General features: G+C 67.7%; 17 protein-coding genes. 9 read left to right on the top strand and 8 right to left on the bottom strand.

The annotated features are described in order from the left end of the window. Nucleotides 1-54 precede the first annotated feature (54 nt). Nucleotides 55-846, bottom strand: coding sequence for a dienelactone hydrolase family protein (locus N7590_RS02275; RefSeq protein WP_053508368.1), 792 nt, complete (start codon nucleotides 844-846; stop codon nucleotides 55-57). A gap of 131 nt (nucleotides 847-977) precedes the next feature. Between N7590_RS02275 and N7590_RS02270 the strand changes: the two genes are divergently transcribed. Further along, on the top strand, nucleotides 978-1,571 hold the full coding sequence (locus N7590_RS02270) for an SMI1/KNR4 family protein (RefSeq protein WP_164242687.1): 594 nt from the start codon (nucleotides 978-980) through the stop codon (nucleotides 1,569-1,571). A gap of 59 nt (nucleotides 1,572-1,630) precedes the next feature. Here N7590_RS02270 and N7590_RS02265 read toward each other — a convergent pair whose 3' ends face one another. From N7590_RS02265 to N7590_RS02250, 4 genes are all read right to left on the bottom strand, one after another. Then, a complete protein-coding gene (locus N7590_RS02265; RefSeq protein WP_053508372.1) occupies nucleotides 1,631-2,164 on the bottom strand; it encodes a hypothetical protein in 534 nt (177 codons plus the stop codon). Nucleotides 2,165-2,272: 108 nt separating this feature from the next. Beyond that, nucleotides 2,273-3,682 (bottom strand): UDP-N-acetylmuramoyl-L-alanine--D-glutamate ligase, encoded by a 1,410-nt coding sequence (gene murD / locus N7590_RS02260; RefSeq protein ID WP_164242688.1) that lies wholly within the window; start codon nucleotides 3,680-3,682, stop codon nucleotides 2,273-2,275. Beyond that, complete coding sequence (gene murL, locus N7590_RS02255; RefSeq protein ID WP_164242689.1) at nucleotides 3,663-5,015, bottom strand: UDP-N-acetyl-alpha-D-muramoyl-L-alanyl-L-glutamate epimerase; 1,353 nt, start codon at nucleotides 5,013-5,015, stop codon at nucleotides 3,663-3,665. Before murL ends, murD begins: the two co-directional genes overlap by 20 nt. A 76-nt stretch (nucleotides 5,016-5,091) precedes the next feature. Further along, nucleotides 5,092-7,686 (bottom strand): bifunctional aspartate kinase/diaminopimelate decarboxylase, encoded by a 2,595-nt coding sequence (locus N7590_RS02250; RefSeq protein ID WP_164242690.1) that lies wholly within the window; start codon nucleotides 7,684-7,686, stop codon nucleotides 5,092-5,094. A gap of 75 nt (nucleotides 7,687-7,761) precedes the next feature. On the opposite strand from N7590_RS02250, the gene N7590_RS02245 reads away from it, so the two are divergent. Next, nucleotides 7,762-8,637 carry a PhzF family phenazine biosynthesis protein gene (locus N7590_RS02245; protein ID WP_164242691.1) on the top strand — a complete coding sequence of 292 codons (876 nt, stop codon included), beginning with the start codon at nucleotides 7,762-7,764 and terminating at the stop codon, nucleotides 8,635-8,637. Nucleotides 8,638-8,757: 120 nt separating this feature from the next. Beyond that, nucleotides 8,758-9,636, top strand: a complete 879-nt coding sequence (locus tag N7590_RS02240; protein WP_164242692.1) for a PhzF family phenazine biosynthesis protein — start codon at nucleotides 8,758-8,760, stop codon at nucleotides 9,634-9,636. Nucleotides 9,637-9,730: 94 nt separating this feature from the next. Here N7590_RS02240 and N7590_RS02235 read toward each other — a convergent pair whose 3' ends face one another. Continuing rightward, nucleotides 9,731-10,162 (bottom strand): OsmC family protein, encoded by a 432-nt coding sequence (locus N7590_RS02235; protein WP_006423346.1) that lies wholly within the window; start codon nucleotides 10,160-10,162, stop codon nucleotides 9,731-9,733. Between the two features lie 371 nt (nucleotides 10,163-10,533). On the opposite strand from N7590_RS02235, the gene N7590_RS02230 reads away from it, so the two are divergent. The 4 genes from N7590_RS02230 (at nucleotide 10,534) to N7590_RS02215 (ending at nucleotide 12,779) form a co-directional block, all read left to right on the top strand. Then, nucleotides 10,534-10,932 (top strand): HU family DNA-binding protein, encoded by a 399-nt coding sequence (locus tag N7590_RS02230; RefSeq protein ID WP_008264591.1) that lies wholly within the window; start codon nucleotides 10,534-10,536, stop codon nucleotides 10,930-10,932. A 254-nt stretch (nucleotides 10,933-11,186) separates the two neighbouring features. After that, entirely contained in the window at nucleotides 11,187-11,495 is a 309-nt protein-coding gene (locus N7590_RS02225) for a DUF3861 family protein (RefSeq protein ID WP_164085625.1), read from the top strand. Between the two features lie 56 nt (nucleotides 11,496-11,551). Further along, nucleotides 11,552-12,100, top strand: a complete 549-nt coding sequence (locus N7590_RS02220; protein WP_164242693.1) for a hypothetical protein — start codon at nucleotides 11,552-11,554, stop codon at nucleotides 12,098-12,100. 82 nt (nucleotides 12,101-12,182) lie between these two features. Beyond that, entirely contained in the window at nucleotides 12,183-12,779 is a 597-nt protein-coding gene (locus N7590_RS02215) for a DUF1439 domain-containing protein (RefSeq protein ID WP_008264782.1), read from the top strand. 38 nt (nucleotides 12,780-12,817) lie between these two features. Here N7590_RS02215 and N7590_RS02210 read toward each other — a convergent pair whose 3' ends face one another. Further along, entirely contained in the window at nucleotides 12,818-13,360 is a 543-nt protein-coding gene (locus N7590_RS02210; RefSeq protein ID WP_279935041.1) for a type 1 glutamine amidotransferase, read from the bottom strand. A gap of 163 nt (nucleotides 13,361-13,523) precedes the next feature. After that, complete coding sequence (locus tag N7590_RS02205) at nucleotides 13,524-13,991, bottom strand: SET domain-containing protein-lysine N-methyltransferase (RefSeq protein WP_012479369.1); 468 nt, start codon at nucleotides 13,989-13,991, stop codon at nucleotides 13,524-13,526. Nucleotides 13,992-14,202: 211 nt separating this feature from the next. Between N7590_RS02205 and N7590_RS02200 the strand changes: the two genes are divergently transcribed. Continuing rightward, the gene (locus N7590_RS02200) at nucleotides 14,203-14,658 is read left to right on the top strand and encodes an SUF system Fe-S cluster assembly regulator (protein WP_008264567.1); all 456 of its coding nucleotides are present in this window, start codon (nucleotides 14,203-14,205) and stop codon (nucleotides 14,656-14,658) included. 17 nt (nucleotides 14,659-14,675) lie between these two features. After that, a complete protein-coding gene (sufB, locus tag N7590_RS02195; RefSeq protein ID WP_164242694.1) occupies nucleotides 14,676-16,151 on the top strand; it encodes a Fe-S cluster assembly protein SufB in 1,476 nt (491 codons plus the stop codon). The last annotated feature ends 22 nt before the right edge of the window (nucleotides 16,152-16,173 follow it).

Here is a 16,173-nt window from a genome sequence, read left to right as displayed (position 1 = left end):
AATCCACAGCATCATGAGGTTGCCGGCCAGCGGCCGGCACTACCGCTGCACGGATCAGCGTTTCTCGAAACGTTCCTCGAAGAACTCATCCAGCGCCTTCCACGCCCGCTTTGCCGCCCGTTCGTTGTACTGGCAGCCCGGCGGGCTGTTGGCATCGCGCTCGGCGAAGCAGTGCACCGCGCCGCTGTAGTTGGTGAACTCCCAATCGACCCTGGCCGCGTTCATTTCCTTCTGGAAACCGGCGATGTCCTCGGCGGTCACGCTCTTGTCGTCAGCACCGTTGAGCACCAGCACTGAAGGATGGCTGCCACCGGCCTGCGCCGGCAGCGGCGAACCCAGCCCACCATGCAGGCTGACCACGCCGGCCAGCGGCGCACCGGCACGGGCCAGCTCCAGCACCGTGGTGCCCCCGAAGCAGAAGCCCACCGCACCGATCCGGCTGGCATCCAGCGGCACCTTGCCGGCCTGTGCCTTGAGCACGTTCACTGCCTCCAACGCACGTGCGCGCAGCAGGGGCCGGTCGTTGCGCAGCTTGGTCGCCACCGGGCCGGCCTCGGCATCGGTCTTCGGCCGCACGCCCTTGCCGTAGACATCGGCCACCAGCACCACATAGTCATCGCCGGCCAGCTGCTTGGCCTTCTCGACCGCCGATTCGTTCACGCCTTTCCAGTTCGGCACCATCACCAGGCCCGGGCGCTTGTCGTGCTCGCCATCGTCATAGACCAGCACACCACTGAAGGTCGTACCCTGGTGCTTCCATTCCACCGGCTGCGTCTTCATCGCCGCCCACGCCGGCATCGCCGCCAGCCCCAGCATCACCGCCACACCGCATCGCCAACGATTCATGCGCCTGCTCCGCAAAAAAGGGGACGGAGGGGATTAAGCCGTATTCACCCCTCCCACGTCGCATTCTGCATTGGCGACGTGACGCAGGTGTGGTTGGATACGACTTAATCCCCTCCGTCCCTTTTTTCCGCATGAACCTTGCTGATCGCTTTCTGTCCGGACTGATCCCACGCCTGGCTGCCGATGACGCCCCCCAGTGGGCCCATGTCCGGGGCGCCAGCGCCGACGACCTGCAGCGCCTGCGCGCGCAATGGCCACAGGTGCCGGACAGCCTGGTGGTACTGCTGTCGCGCGTGGATGGCACCCACTTCCGCGAGTACCCCGGTGGCGAGGTCTGTGTACTGATGCTCGGCTCGGACGTGGAAGACGGCGGCTATCCGTACTACCTGCGCTCAGTCGCACAGATCTTCGAAGACCAGCAGCAGTGGGACGACAGCATCCGCTCGATCTACGAGGAATGGCTGGATGACGAGCCGGAAATCCTCGGCGATGGCATCGATGCCGACCTGCCGATGAGTCGCCGCCTGTGCTTCTCGCACTGCATGAACAACGGCGGCACCTCGATGCTGTACCTGGATTTCGATCCCGCGCCGGGTGGCTGCGTGGGCCAGGTGGTGCGCTACCTGCATGACCCGGACAGCTACGCGGTGATCGCGCCCAGCTTCGATGCGTACCTGCAGCAGCTGATCGACGGCGACTACGCGTTCATCGACGTGGACGACTGACCGCAGCCGAGCATGGGCTCGGCTCTACAGTAGATCCATGCCATGCGTGGATGGCGGCGTCACCCGCGTTCGATCCAATGCAACGTGCCAGGCTCGAACCCCAGCAGATCCGCGGCTGTCAGCTGCGCACGTACCCAGCGACATTCCGGTGGCTTCGGCTGCCGGGCACCCACCGCGCCATCGTAGTCACGCACCAGCAGGCCGATACGCGCCGCACCGGCCTGCAGCAGCGCGTCGATGCGTTGCAGCCACTGGCCGGCATCGCCCAGGCCTTCGCTCCGGCGTGCCTGCCGCTCCTGCTGGAAATGCGCCAACTGCTCGGCCAGGGCGCGGGCGATCTTCGCCTCGCTCCAGCCTTTCTTCCGCCAGCGCTCCGCATCGCCCTTCCATGCCGGCTCGGCCCGCGCCGCCCCCAGGGCCGTGCCGCAATCGCAGTGCGCGGCACTCAGCCACGGCTGCCAGCTGGGCCCGACCGCCGCCTGGAGGCTGGGCGATGCCTGGGCGAACAAGCGCCGGCCGCTGCGCTCCATGATCGCGGCGGCTTCAACGTGCGCAAACGAGGTGGGCAGGAACAGGGTGACGAAGGTGCACATGCAGGCTTCTCGAATCCGTCCGGGAATGCGCCGATGGTAACTCGCCCCTGCAGTAGAGCCACGCCATGGGTGGATGCGGCGCCCCCGGTTGCCGGCCAGCGGCCGGCACTACCCGATGCCCAGGCCCGGAATCGCGCTGATGGTGTCCGGATCGAAGCCGGCCAGTTCGGCGAAATGGCGGCCACGCGCCACGTAATCGCGGTAGGCGCCGAAGCTCGGTGCGCCCGGCGACAGCAGCACCACGCCGCCCTGCTCTCCCAGCGCCGCACGTGCCAGCGCCATCGCCTCGGGCAGATCGCCCGCGGCGTGCAGGCCGAAGCGGCCGGCATCGGCCAGCGGTTGCAGCATCGCGTGGATGCGCGGGCCGTTGCTGCCCATGGTCACGATTTCGACCGGCGGCACGTCATGCGCCATGTGCTGCATGAAATCGGTCCAGTCCAGGCCACGGTCGTGCCCGCCCACCAGCAGCGCGATGCGCTGGCCGGCGAAGCATTCCAGCGCCGCCAGGCTGGCATGCGGCGTGGTGCTGATCGAATCGTTGACGTAGGCCAGGCCATCGGCCACACCGATGCGCTGCAGGCGGTTCGGCAGCGGGCGGAAATCCTGTACCGCCGGTGCCAGCGCCACGGCGTCGAGACCCAGCGCTTCCAGCGCGGCCAACACCGCGCACAGGTTGCCGCGGTTGTGCCGGCCCGGCAGTGGCGTGTTGCGGGTATCGAACACAGGCTGCTCGCCCCGGTGCACGACATCGCCGCGCATGTGCCAGCCCTGCGGCTGGTTGAACCAGACCACCTCGCTGTCGGGCAGCGACAGCGAGGCCAGGTGCGGATCGGCGGCATTGAGCACGGCGATGCGCGGCGCGGCTTCGGTGACCAGCCGCAGCTTGTCTTCGATGTAACGCTGCTCGCTGCCGTGCCAGTCCAGGTGTTCAGGGAACAGATTCAGCACCACCGCCACCTGCGGATGGGCACCACTGCGCGCCACTTCGCCGGTCTGGTAGCTGGACAGCTCGACGGCCCAATACTCGGGCGCCGGCTGCGGGTCCAGCACTTCCAGCAGCGGCAGGCCGATGTTGCCGACCAGGCCGGTGCGATGCCCCGCCGCGCGCAGCAGGTGCGCGACCAGCGCGGTGGTGGTGCTCTTGCCCTTGGTGCCGGTCACGCACACGGTGTCGTGCACGATGCCGTCGTCGGCCGCGTGTTCGGCAAACCACAGCGCGGTGCCGCCGATGAAAGACGTGCCCTGCTCCGCCGCTGCCAGCGCGATCGGCTGGTAGGGGCTGATGCCGGGCGACTTGATCACCACATCGAACGCTGCCAGCGCTTCGGCCGAGGGCTCACCACGCACCTCCAGCGCGCCCTGCGTTTCCGCACGCGCCGCGTCGACTTCGCCTGCCGGGCAGAACAGGCTCAACGGCAGCGAAGGCAGCCGCTCACGCAGCACGGCGAACGCCGCACGGCCCTCACGACCCCAGCCCCACAGCGCAACGCGCTTTCCCTCAAGCTTCGAAATCTTCACGCACCCGTTCCCACAGCGCAGCCGGAACGCGATGCTCGCCCTGCAGCTGCAGCAGCGGCGCCAGTGCCAGTTCGGCGGCGTCCAGCTGCGGCTGGATCTCGTTGCAGAAGCGCTTCACCAGCACGTCTTCCTTCCATTCCGGGCGCTGCGCCAGCGTCGCCATCGCCGCACGCGATTCGCGGCCTTCGCCCACGCACTCGAACGGCTTGTGGTCCTGGAATTCCAGCAGCGCGTCGAAGCCACCGGCCTGCTCGGCATCATCCAGCAGGTTGCGGCCGAAGATGCGCACCAGGCGCGTCTTGGGCATGAAGGGGGCCAGCGCCAGGAACACGAAGTGGCACTTCGGGCAGACGCCGCACCAGCGGTTCACCGGGCGCTCGCCGAGGATATGGAAGTTGCGGTTGCAGCTGGAGAAGTGCGCGTCGTAGAAATCGGTCTTGGCGAACTGGCGGGCCACCGCCAGCTCCGACATCGGCCGCAGCAGCGAGTAGTAGTGCAGGTCCGCGGCAACGTGCGCCTGCACATGGCTGCCGAACGCCTGCTCGAATGCCCAGCCCTTGGACCACTGGTGGTTCACTTCACCGGTGCCCGGAATCTGGCTGCCGTAGCTGGCCGAGCGTTCGTTGGAAAACACCACCTGGTCCACGCCCTGCAGCAGCGCGGCCAGCACCATGATCGCCGAGTTCACCGCAGTAACCGGGATATGACCGTTCCAGGCGCCCTGGCGGTTGAGTTCGAACAGTTCCGGCGCCAGCGCGCGGCCCAGGTTCAGCGTCGGCAGGCCGGTACGCTCGGCACAGGCGCGGATCAGCTGCGAACCCCCGATCCAGGTCACCGTCTCGTCCACGCCGGCACGGCGCAGCGCTTCGATGCTGACCAGCGAATCCTTGCCGCCGCCGATGGCCACCAGCGCATGCGGCTGCAGGCCCAGCACTGGCGCCTGCACCGCTTCGCCCTGTACCGGCAGGCGGAAGCGACCGCGCAGGTTCAGGCCGTTGCGGTAGGCGAATTCGCCCAGGCCGTTGAGGTAGACCGTCTCCACCAGCGCCGCGGTGTCGGCATCGATGGCGTAGCTGTCGATGCTGACCGTCTCCGGCACGCCCGCCTTGTAGTAGCTGACACCGGCAATCAGGTGCAGCAGCTGCAGCGCGCGCTGCACGGCAGCGGCACGCGCCTCGTCCAGCACGAACGGCGCGCCGGGCACGGTGATGGTTTCCACCATCTCCGGGCCGTCGTCAAAGGCGTAGACCAGCCTGGCCACGCCGGTATCCGCAGCGAATTCGCAGCGGACGAAGCGGAAGCGGGAAACCTGGTGTTTGTCAAAAGCAGTCATGGTGTATCCGGTCAGGCACGGCCCCGCGCGATGGCGCGGAGCGTGTCGGTGGGCGGGTGCAATGCGCGGGTGGCGATCATTCGATCACGTCTTCGCGCGGCATCGCCCGCTGGTTGTAGGTGTTGGACATCACATAGCCGTAGGCACCGGCATCGGCGATCAGCATCACATCGTCCGGTGCGGTCGATACCGGCAGCTTGCGGCGCTTGCCGAACACATCGCTGGATTCGCAGATCGGGCCGACCACATCGAACGCGGCTTCGGCATAACCGCCCTGGCGGCTGAGATTCTCGATGTCGTGCCAGGCGTCGTACAGCGCCGGGCGCATCAGGGTGTTCATGCCGGCGTCCAGGCCGACGCGGCGCACGCCGTCCTTCTCCACCACCTGGGTAGCATGGGTCAGCAGCACGCCGGATTCGGCCACCAGGTAGCGGCCCGGCTCGATCGCCAGGCGGAACGCCGGGTGCAGCGCCTTGACCTCGGCCAGGCCCTCGGCCCAGGCATCCAGGTCGAACGGTTCGTCTTCATCACTGTAGGGAATCGGCAGGCCGCCGCCGATGTCGATGGTCTGCACGCTGCCGATGCGGCGGGCGAAACCGGCCAGCTCATCGCACATCAGGCGCCAGTGCTGCGCGGTCTCCACGCCGCTGCCCAGGTGCGCATGCAGGCCGACCACGCGGCTGCCCAGCTCGGTGGCCGCACGCACGAACTCGTCGACGCGGGCGATCGGCAGGCCGAACTTGGAGTCCTTGCCGCCGGTGCGGACCTTGGCATGGTGGCCTTCGCCACGGCCGAGATCGACGCGCAGCCACAGCTCTCGGTTGCGGAACAGGTCCGGCCAGCGCTGCAGTGCTTCCACGTTGTCGACGGTGACGGTCACGCCCAGCGCGAACGCCGCTTCGTACTCGCTGCGCGGGCAGAAGCTGGGGGTGAACAGCACGCGCTTGGGCGACAGCTCCGGCAGGTGCTGGAACACATGCTTCAGCTCACCCTGCGATACACACTCCAGGCCGAAGCCTTCGGCTTCCAGCAGCTGCAGGATGGCCGGGTGGCTGTTGGCCTTGATCGCGTAGTAGCGCTGGTCGATCGGCTTGATCGCGGCCAGCGCGCGGGCGCGGGCGCGCACCGTCGGCAGGTGGTAGACGTAGCGCGGCGTACCGGCATCGGCCAGCTGCAGCAGGTGCGCACGCTGGCCGCGCCACCACGGCGTGCCACGCGGGCGCACGGTGCCGGCGATCTCGCGCCAGCGCGGGCCGAACACCTCGGTCTCTTCCACCGGCATCGCGCCGCTGTCGATCAGCTCGGCATGCAGGATCGGCAGCAGGCCATCGGCATCGGCTTCGTCGATGACGAAGGTCAGGTTCAGGTCGTTGGACGACTGCGAGATCATGTGCACGCGCTCGCGGCCGAAGGTAGCCCACACGTCCGACAGCTTGTGCAGCAGCGAGCGCATGCCACGGCCGACCAGGGTGATCGCCGCGCACGGCACGATCACCTTCACCTTGCAGATCTGCGACAGGTCGGCAGACAGCGCGGCCAGCACATCGGTGTTGACCAGGTTCTCGGACGGGTCCAGCGACACGGTGACGTTGGTCTCGGCCGAACCGATCAGGTCCACCGACAGGCCATGCTTCTTGAACAGGTTGAACACATCGGCCAGGAAGCCGACCTGCTGCCACATGCCGATGCCTTCCATCGACACCAGCACGATGCCGTTGCGGCGGCTGATCGCCTTCACGCCCGGCACCGGAGCCGCACTGCCATCGATGCTGGTACCCGGTAGCTGCGGGCGCTCGGTATCGAGGATGGCCATCGGCACGCCGGCGTCACGGCACGGCTTGATCGAGCGCGGGTGCAGCACCTTGGCGCCGGTGGTGGCGATTTCCTGCGCTTCGTAATAGTCCAGGCGGGTCAGCAGGCGCGCGTCCGGCACGTCCTTGGGGTTGGCGCTGAACATGCCCGGCACGTCGGTCCAGATCTCCACGCGGCTGGCGCCGAGCAGCGCGCCGAAGTACGCCGCCGAGGTATCCGAACCACCCCGGCCGAGGATGGCGGTACCGCCGTCGGCATGCCGCGAGATGAAGCCCTGGGTGATCAGCAACCGGGTCGGCTGCGCGCGGAAGCGCTGCATCCAGTCTGCGTCCGCGCGCCACTGGCAGTTCACCGACAGCCGCTGCGACCAGTCGCTCTGGTTCGGCTGCGGCGGCATCGCGTCCAGCCACTGGCGGGCATCCATCCAGCCCATGTCCAGGCCGGAGGCGTGCAGATAGGCCGCGCCCAGCGTGGAGGACAGCAGCTCGCCCTGGCCCAGCACGTCGGCCTGCCAGTCCAGCGGGCGGGTGGCCCCACGCGGATCATCCAGCAGGCCCTGCAGCGCGGCCAGGCGCTCGGCCAGCACCTCACGGCCCAGGCCCAGCTCGACCAGGAAGCCCTCGTGGCGCTCGACCAGTGCCGCCACGCGGTCGCGGCTGTCCGGCGCACCGTCGGCGATCGCGGTCAGTTCGTTGGTGACCCCGGACAGCGCCGAGACCACCACCAGCACGCGCGAACCGGTTTCTTCCGCACGTTTTTTCGCCAGCTTCCCGATCGTGTCCCAGCGGTGGCGACGCGACACCGAGGTGCCGCCGAACTTCAGTACGATCCAACGATCGACAAGGGGGGAAGCTGACATGGATAGGCTATGTGTAATGTGGGGGAGCCGCCCGAGGGGGCGGAACCTTCGATTCTAAGCCCAATGGACCCGCCGATGGCCGCCTTCCGCTACCTGCAGCTCGATGTCTTCGCCCCCCACCCCGGCAGCGGCAATCCGCTGGGCGTGGTGCTGGGCGCCGATGGGCTCTCCAGCGCCCGCATGCAGGCCCTTGCCGCGTGGCTGAACCTGTCCGAGACGGTGTTCTTCCTGCCGCCCAGCGCCCCGGGCGCCGACTACCACATCCGCATCTTCACCCCGAACAGCGAACTGCCATTTGCCGGCCACCCCAGCGTGGGCGCGGCCTGGGCTGCAGTCACCTGCGGCCTGGCAACGCCGCGCGACGGCGGCGCGCTGGTCCAGCAATGCGCGGCCGGCCTGCTGCCGGTGCGGGTGAGTGGTGCCGCCGCTTCTCCAACCATCGAACTGGCCAGCCCACCGGCACAGCGCCTGCCGACCGACCCGGGCCAGGTGCCCGGACCGCTGTTGGCGCTGGCCGCCGCCGGGCATGCGCCCGAACTGTGGGACAACGGCCCGCGCTGGTGGCTGCTGCCGCTGCGTGACGCCGCCGCCGTGCGCGGACTGGCCCCGGACATGGCCGCCCTGCGCGACTGGACCAATGCCACTGGCGCAACCGGCGTCGCGGTATTCGCCGACGAAGCCGCAACGGACCATGCCCGCGTCGTGCGCGCGTTCTGCCCCGGCGATGCGGTGAACGTGCCCGAGGACCCGGTCACCGGCAGCGCCAATGCGCTGATCGGTGCCTGGTTGCGCGAGCGCGGCGTGCTGCCCGGTGGCAGCGGCGCCTATGTCGCCAGCCAGGGCCGCGAAGTCGGCCGCGACGGCCGCGTCCATGTCCGCGTGGATGCCGACAGCACGGTGTGGATCGGCGGCCAGGTGCAGCCGGTGATCGACGGCCAGATCAGCTGGTAACGCCGAAAGAGGGGACGGAGGGAATCACGTCGTTTGTGGCACAAGCGACGTGATTCCCTCCGCCCCCTTTTTCGTGTGCCGCGCTACCCTATGCCGCCTGTTTACTGGAGTTCCTGCCTGATGTCCGCACGACGTTTCCTGCAGCTGGATGTGTTCTCTCCGCGCGCCGGCGCCGGCAATCCGCTGGCCGTGGTGCTCGATGCCGAAGGCCTGGACGATGCCAGCATGCAGGCCATCGCACGCTGGACGCGGCTGCCCGAGACCACCTTCGTGTTCCCGGCGCAGGCAGCAGGCACCAGCTACCGGCTGCGCATGTTCAGCCCACAGAAGGAAGTGCCGTTCGCCGGCCATCCCAGCGTCGGCACCGCGCATGCGGTGCTGCAGGCAGGCCTGGCAGCGCCGGTTGACGGCGTGCTGGTGCAGGACGGCATCGCTGGCGCCCTGCCCCTGCGCGTCAGCGGCGAAGGCGCGCAGCAGCGCATCGCCATCCGTACCCCACGGGCACAGCTGGCCGAGACCACCGAAGCCAGCGATCCCCGCCTGCAGGCCGCGCTGAAGGGCTGGCCGCTGGGCACGCTGCCGCCGGCCCGCATGCAGGGCGGGCGCAGCTGGTGGGTGGTGCAGGTAGCCGATGAAGCCGCATTGCGCGCCCTGCATCCGGAGTGGGATGCGGTGGCCGCGCTGGCCGAATCCACCGACAGCATGGGCGTGTTCGCTTATGCGTTCAGCGATGGCAACGAGGGATTCGATCTGGCCGTGCGCGCCTTCGTCGGCAACGGCCGTCGCTTCGAGGACGCGGCCTCGGGTGCCGCCAACGCGGTGCTGGCGGCATGGCTGGACCTGCGCGATGCGCTGCCGCGTGGCCGCGCACCCTTCGAAGTCAGCCAGGGCCGCGAAGTCGGCCACGATGCGCGCCTGACCCTGCGGGTCGATGAAGACGGCGAGGTCTGGTCGGGGGGCCAGGTGCAGACGGTGATTGCCGGCACCATTGATTGGTAGAGCCGGCCGCTGGCCGGCTGTTACCTGGACATCGGCAGCATGCGGTTGCCGGCCAGCGGCCGGCACTACCGCAACCCTCCCGGCCCGCAATTTCTCAGCCCAGCTCGGCTTCCAGGCTGATCGGCACTGCGCTCAGCGCCTTGGACACCGGGCAGTTCTGCTTGGCGTCATCGGCGATGGCACGGAACTGTGCGGCGTCGATGCCCGGCACGACTGCCTTCACCTTCAGCCGGATCTGAGACAGCTGCGGGCCGCCTTCCAGCGACAGATCGACCTTGGCTTCGGTGTCCAGCGAGGTCGGGGTGAAGCCCGCTTCGCCCAGCTTGGCCGACAGCGCCATGGTGAAACAGCCGGCATGCGCGGCGGCGATCAGCTCTTCCGGATTGGTCCCTTTCTCGTCGCCAAAACGGCTGTTGAAGCCGTAGCGGGTCTTGTCCAACAGCCCACTCTGCGGCGTGCTCAACAGTCCCTTGCCCGACTTCAGATCGCCTTCCCAGTGCGCGGTGGCGTGTCGCGAGATTCCCATATGCTGCTCCTGCGTGGCGGTGATGAACGGCCACCCTCGCATGGACCGCGTTATCCCTGCGTCGCTCCGCCGCATGCCAATCGTCCGCCGGAAACCGGGCAACTGGACACTTCCTCACCAGCCCGACCTGCATTTTCCCCTTGTTTTCAGTGGTTTCGCACACCCCCCCGGTGATCGGGAAGCGCCCACCCGGCACGCCAGGACGGCCCCATTCCCCACCACCGGCCATGTACTGAATCGGCCTGGATATGAAAAAACATGCACTTTCCGCGCTTCGGGCTATTGGCGGCGCCCGAGAGTTGCCCTACATTGCGCTTGCCGACGGGGTTCGGCGCCGACCAAACAACCAACCGTTCACGGAACAGGAAACCATGGCAAAGACCGCTAAGAAGGCTGCCCCGAAGAAGGCAGTGAAGAAAGTCGCTACGAAGGCAGCCGCCAAGCCGGCCGCTCCGAAGCCGATCAAGGAAGTGCTGACCAAGTCCGGCCTGGTTGCACACATCGCTGAAGCCTCCGGCGTCGTCGCCAAGGACGTCCGCGCTGTGCTGGCCTCGCTGGAAAGCGCCGTCGCCTCCTCGGTGCACAAGAAGGGCGCAGGCTCCTTCACCCTGCCGGGCCTGCTGAAGATCACCACCGTCAACGTGGCGGCCAAGCCGAAGCGCAAGGGCATCAACCCGTTCACCAAGGAAGAACAGTGGTTCGCTGCCAAGCCGGCCACCACCAAGCTGAAGGTGCGTCCGCTGAAGAAGCTGAAGGACGCCGCGCTGTAAGCGCGCGCCCCGACGCGAACTCCGACGGGACGGCTCTGGCCGTCCCGTTTTTTTTTGCCCGGGCCCTCGCCCGCAACACAGCGTTGCCGGATCCCGGGAAATACGCGCTCAGGCCCGTCGTCATTGACCGGGCGAGGTCGGGTCCAGGCCCGGAACGTACCGGGTGGAACACTGCGTGCAGCGCCGGCCGTCGCCGTCGGCCGCGGGCTTGCCTATCGTGGGCCCATCCTCCACAGCTACGGCGAGCACCCCTCATGGCCAGCCCCTCCACCCGCTACCGGATCTCGGTGACCCCCATCGAAAAGGACGGGTTGCAGTGCACCGGGCGCTGCACCATCGAACTGGAACACCGCGCCAGCCGCGACCTGATGCGCCTGCTGGAAGCTGCACCGCGTACGGCCGGCATCAGTGGCGACGAGCGCGCCACCCTGGTGATCGCCAGCCAGCTGCTGCGCGACATCGTGCAGCGTCACGCCGCGACCGACGGCCACGCGCTGGCAGTCATCGCCGCACAGGTGCTGCCGGCACTGGACGCGCTGGACCAGCTGCCTTCCTCGCGCTGACCGCCGCGCACTCGATACACTGGCGCTCTCACGGTTGCCTCGGGGAGGAGGCAGGCATGCGCCGTATCCTGTTGTTGATTGCGCCCCTGGCGCTGCTCGGCTGCTCGCGGCCGGCAGCCGCACCGGATGCGGCACCTGCCGCGATACCGGCCAGCACCGATCAGCCGTCGAACATGTCGCCAACGGCAGTGCCCGACGGCGACCCACCGGCTGCGCAGTCGCCTTCGGTCGACCCCTTGTTCGCTGCGGTGGCTGCCGATGCCGAGCCGCCCTCGGTGATGCTCAACCGCTACGTGCGCGCACTGCTCAATCGCGATCGCCGCGCCAGTGATGCGGCATGGACCTTCCCACCCGGTGATGCCCGGCATGCCGACGACGCCGCGCTGCGCCAGCTGCAGGATGTACGCACGCTTCACCTGCGCAGCAGTACGCCGATTGCCCGCAGCCCGGTACAGCCCGCGCAGCTGCTGGAGGTGCCGGTGCAGGTGCGTGCGGTCACCGCCAACGGCACCTTCCATTTCAGCGGCTGGTACCGCGTGCAGCCCAGCAGCGACGGTCGCGCCTGGCAGATCCAGTCGGCGCACCTGCAGCCAACGCTGGACTGAACCGTTGCAGCCGCATGCACGCACGATTCAGCCGGCGCGGCTACTCTTTCTCCCATCCATTCCAGAGCCACCGGTCACTGCCATGCGCCTGCGTTCCCTGATGACCCGCCTCGCCGCCTCCACCGTGCTGATCGCTGCCGCGATCGGTGCGCAGGCCGCCCCCTCCATTTCCGGCCGCGAACTGTCGGTGGGTGCCAGCGACGTGCAGCAGTACCTCGACGGCAGCTTCCCGCGCACCCAGGACGCGCTGGGCGGCCTGATCGCCCTGACCATGAGCCACCCGCAGCTGAGCCTGCCGGCCGGCGAACGCTTGAACCTGGGCATGGACGTGGCACTGGCCACCGCCGGCGGCAACCCGGCCAAGCTGGGCACGGTGAAGCTCAGCAGCGGCCTGCGCTATGACGCGCAGACCCAGGGCTTCCACCTGCAGCAGCCGAGCGTGGATGACTTCACCCCGGCCAACCAGGGTGGCCGTCTCGACTCGCGCACCCGCGGCCTGCTCAATGCGTGGCTGAGCGACTACGCCCAGCGCGAGCCCATCTACAAGCTGGACCCGGCCATGGCTGGCGTGCTGGGCGCGCTGCAGGTGCAGTCGGCACAGGTGAAGAACGGCAAGCTGGTGGTTACCTTCAACCAGAACCTGGGCAACCTGGTGCCGGCAGGCATCCTCGGCAAATAAGGGTAGTGCCGGCCGCTGGCCGGCACCCTCGTCAATCATCACGCCACCAGCGCTTTCACTACCGCCTCGCTGAAAGCCGGAATGTCGTCCGGCTTGCGGCTGGTGATGACATTGCCGTCCACCACGACCTCGGCGTTGCGCCACTTGGCGCCGGCATTGGCGAGGTCCTGCTGCAGGGATGGCCACGACGTCAGCTCGCGTCCATCGGCCAGGCCGCTGTTGATCAACAGCCACGGACCGTGGCAGATGGCGGCCACAGGCTTGCCGGCCTCGGCGACGCTGCGGATGAAACCCAGCGCCGCCTCGTCGGTGCGCAGCGTGTCCGGGTTGATGACACCACCGGGCAGCACCAGGGCATCAAAGCGGCCGGCATCGGCCTCGTCCAGTGGCAGGTCTTCCGCCACCACGCCACCCCAGTCCTTGTCTTTCCAGCCCTTGATGGTCGCCTCCTTCGCAGGTGATACCACGCTGACCCGTGCACCCTCCGCCTCCAGCAGGCGCTTGGGTTCGGTCAGTTCGGACTGTTCGAAGCCGTGCGTGGCAAGGATGGCAATCTGCTTGCCGCTGAGACGCTGAGCCATGTCGGATGCTCCATCGAAAGGAGCGGACAGTGTGCGCGAGCAGCCATTGAACGGCGGTGACCCAACCGTGCACGGCAGGTGGAGACTCATGCGGTAGTGCCGGCCGCTGGCCGGCACAATCATCACATCAGTGCCGGCCAGCGGCCGGCACTACCCGCAGCGGTCAGCGCTTGGGCTGCAGCATGGTGCCGGTGCACTTGGGCGAACCGCAGCGGCACTCCCAGATCTTCTTCAGCTTCGCGGTGTGGCGCTCGGCCAGGGTGATGCCGTAGTTGTAGGTCAGCTCTTCGCCGGCCTTGATATCGCGAAGGGCCTCGATGAATACCTTGTCGCCACGGCTGTCGCCGTCTTCGTCTTCCTCGATCACCGCCTCGCAGTTCGGGTCGCAGCTGTGGTTGATCCAGCGTGCGTCGTTGCCCTTGTAGTTGGCGTCGATCACCCAGTCATCGTTGAGGGTGAACAGGAAGGTATGGCCGCTTTCGACGTCGCCGCTGTCATCGGCATCAACGTCGCCGTGGCTGCGCAGCAGGCCCTTGTACTGGATCACGCGCTCGCCCTGCTTGATCGGGGCCACGGCGAACACGCCGTTGCCATGGATGGCGGACTTGCGGGCTTGGATCTTCTTCGGCATCGGCACGGGCTGTTTGCAGCGAATGGAACGGGGATTCTCGCCCATTCCGGGTGATTGCGAAAATCACCCCATTGGCGCAGCATTGCGCCCTGGCAACGGCCCCGGTGCGTCCCCTCCCGGCCTGGCCCCAGCGCCGGCTGAATGCCCGGCTTGGATGGCGGCGAATAAAAGCGTACAATTTCAGTCCGCTTTAAGAACCACTCGCATCCCCATGTTGCGCGTCACCAAACTCACCGATTACGCCACCGTCGTGCTGACCGTGCTTGCCGCCCGTCCGGGCGAGGTACTCAGTGCCACCGAGCTGGCCGAATTCACCGGTCTGGAGCCGCCCACCGTCAGCAAGGTGCTCAAGCCGCTGGCCCAGGCCGGCCTGGTTGAGGGCCTGCGCGGTGTCCGCGGTGGCTACCGCCTGACCCGCCCAGCCCTCGAGATCTCGCTGTTCGAAGTGGTCGAGGCAATGGAAGGGCCGCTGGCCCTGACCGAATGCAGCCACGACCACCACCAGTGCGGCATGGCGCCCAAGTGCGGCGCGCGCAGCAGCTGGCGGCTGATCAACGACGTGGTCTCCGAGGCCCTGCGCGATGTCACCCTCGCGCAGATCCTGCCCCCTCTCCCCCTTGCCGATGACGAACAGCGCCGCACCATCGCTGTCGACGTCGTCTCCTGATCCGTAGGCAGCCCCCCATGGCCACCGAAACCATCGAAAACGTCGCCCACGACGACACCCCCAACCGCGAGATCCACGAGCAGCTCGGCCGCAAGTATTCGGCCGGCTTCATCACCGAGATCGAGTCGGACTCCCTGCCGCCGGGCCTGGACGAGGACACCATCCGTGCCCTGTCGGCCAAGAAGGAAGAGCCGGAGTGGATGACGCAGTGGCGCCTGGACGCCTACCGCCACTTCCTGACCATGCCGATGCCGGACTGGGCCAAGCTGGAGATCGCGCCGATCGACCTGCAGGCGCTCAGCTACTACTCCGCGCCGAAGGGCCCGAAGTACGCCTCGCTGGATGACGTGCCCAAGGAACTGCTCGACACCTACGACAAGCTGGGCGTGCCACTGCACGAGCGCGCCAAGCTGGCCGGCGTGGCGGTGGACGCGGTGTTCGACTCGGTGTCCGTCGGGACCACCTTCCGCAAGGAACTGGCCGAGAAGGGCATCATCTTCTGCTCGATGTCCGAGGCCATCAAGGAACACCCGGAACTGGTGCGCCAGTACCTGGGCACCGTGGTGCCGGTGGGCGACAACTACTTCGCCGCGCTCAACTCGGCGGTGTTCTCCGATGGCAGCTTCGTGTTCATTCCCAAGAGCGTGCGCTGCCCGATGGAACTGAGCACCTACTTCCGCATCAACGCCGGCCACACCGGCCAGTTCGAGCGCACCCTGATCGTGTGCGAGGACAAGGCCTACGTGTCCTACCTGGAAGGCTGCACCGCGCCGATGCGCGATGAGAACCAGCTGCACGCCGCGGTGGTCGAGCTGGTGGCGCTGGAAGATGCGGAGATCAAGTACTCCACGGTGCAGAACTGGTACCCGGGCGACGAGAACGGCGTCGGCGGCATCTACAACTTCGTCACCAAGCGTGCCGAATGCCGTGGCGCGCGCAGCAAGGTCACCTGGACCCAGGTCGAGACCGGCTCGGCGATCACCTGGAAGTACCCGTCCTGCGTGCTGCTGGGCGACGACTCGGTGGGCGAGTTCCACTCGGTGGCCCTGACCCACCACCGCCAGCAGGCCGACACCGGCACCAAGATGATCCACGTCGGCAAGCGCACCAAGAGCAAGATCGTCAGCAAGGGCATCAGCGCCGGCCGCGGCCAGAACACCTACCGCGGCCTGGTCAAGGTCGACCGCAACGCCGATGGCGCGCGCAACTACACCCAGTGCGATTCGCTGCTGATCGGCAAGCAGTGCGGTGCCCACACCTTCCCCTACATCGAGGTGAAGAACCCGGGCGCCACCGTCGAGCACGAGGCCACCACCTCCAAGATCTCCGACGACCAGCTGTTCTACTGCCGCGCCCGTGGCATCAGCCAGGAAGACGCGGTGTCGATGATCGTCGACGGCTTCTGCAAGCAGGTGTTCCGCGAACTGCCGATGGAATTTGCAGTGGAAGCCAAGAAGCTGCTGGAAGTCTCGCTGGAAGGCTCGGTGGGCTGACCGCCCGCCCCGCTCCTCGCAA

This window comes from Stenotrophomonas sp. GD04024 (assembly GCF_029837545.1).
In the GTDB taxonomy this organism is placed as follows: domain Bacteria; phylum Pseudomonadota; class Gammaproteobacteria; order Xanthomonadales; family Xanthomonadaceae; genus Stenotrophomonas; species Stenotrophomonas forensis.
The sequence above is the reverse complement of the archived record's forward strand: the minus strand, read 5'-3'. Positions and strand labels throughout refer to the sequence as shown.

What these genes read in the sequence shown, in the direction of transcription:
- N7590_RS02275 (WP_053508368.1), bottom strand. Translation starts at nt 846, where the DNA reads ATGAATCGTTGGCGATGCGGTGTGGCGGTGATGCTGGGGCTGGCGGCG.
- N7590_RS02270 (WP_164242687.1), top strand. Translation starts at nt 978, where the DNA reads ATGAACCTTGCTGATCGCTTTCTGTCCGGACTGATCCCACGCCTGGCT.
- N7590_RS02265 (WP_053508372.1), bottom strand. Translation starts at nt 2,164, where the DNA reads ATGTGCACCTTCGTCACCCTGTTCCTGCCCACCTCGTTTGCGCACGTT.
- murL (WP_164242689.1), bottom strand. Translation starts at nt 5,015, where the DNA reads ATGACTGCTTTTGACAAACACCAGGTTTCCCGCTTCCGCTTCGTCCGC.
- N7590_RS02250 (WP_164242690.1), bottom strand. Translation starts at nt 7,686, where the DNA reads ATGTCAGCTTCCCCCCTTGTCGATCGTTGGATCGTACTGAAGTTCGGC.
- N7590_RS02245 (WP_164242691.1), top strand. Translation starts at nt 7,762, where the DNA reads ATGGCCGCCTTCCGCTACCTGCAGCTCGATGTCTTCGCCCCCCACCCC.
- N7590_RS02240 (WP_164242692.1), top strand. Translation starts at nt 8,758, where the DNA reads ATGTCCGCACGACGTTTCCTGCAGCTGGATGTGTTCTCTCCGCGCGCC.
- N7590_RS02235 (WP_006423346.1), bottom strand. Translation starts at nt 10,162, where the DNA reads ATGGGAATCTCGCGACACGCCACCGCGCACTGGGAAGGCGATCTGAAG.
- N7590_RS02230 (WP_008264591.1), top strand. Translation starts at nt 10,534, where the DNA reads ATGGCAAAGACCGCTAAGAAGGCTGCCCCGAAGAAGGCAGTGAAGAAA.
- N7590_RS02225 (WP_164085625.1), top strand. Translation starts at nt 11,187, where the DNA reads ATGGCCAGCCCCTCCACCCGCTACCGGATCTCGGTGACCCCCATCGAA.
- N7590_RS02220 (WP_164242693.1), top strand. Translation starts at nt 11,552, where the DNA reads ATGCGCCGTATCCTGTTGTTGATTGCGCCCCTGGCGCTGCTCGGCTGC.
- N7590_RS02215 (WP_008264782.1), top strand. Translation starts at nt 12,183, where the DNA reads ATGCGCCTGCGTTCCCTGATGACCCGCCTCGCCGCCTCCACCGTGCTG.
- N7590_RS02210 (WP_279935041.1), bottom strand. Translation starts at nt 13,360, where the DNA reads ATGGCTCAGCGTCTCAGCGGCAAGCAGATTGCCATCCTTGCCACGCAC.
- N7590_RS02205 (WP_012479369.1), bottom strand. Translation starts at nt 13,991, where the DNA reads ATGCCGAAGAAGATCCAAGCCCGCAAGTCCGCCATCCATGGCAACGGC.
- N7590_RS02200 (WP_008264567.1), top strand. Translation starts at nt 14,203, where the DNA reads ATGTTGCGCGTCACCAAACTCACCGATTACGCCACCGTCGTGCTGACC.
- sufB (WP_164242694.1), top strand. Translation starts at nt 14,676, where the DNA reads ATGGCCACCGAAACCATCGAAAACGTCGCCCACGACGACACCCCCAAC.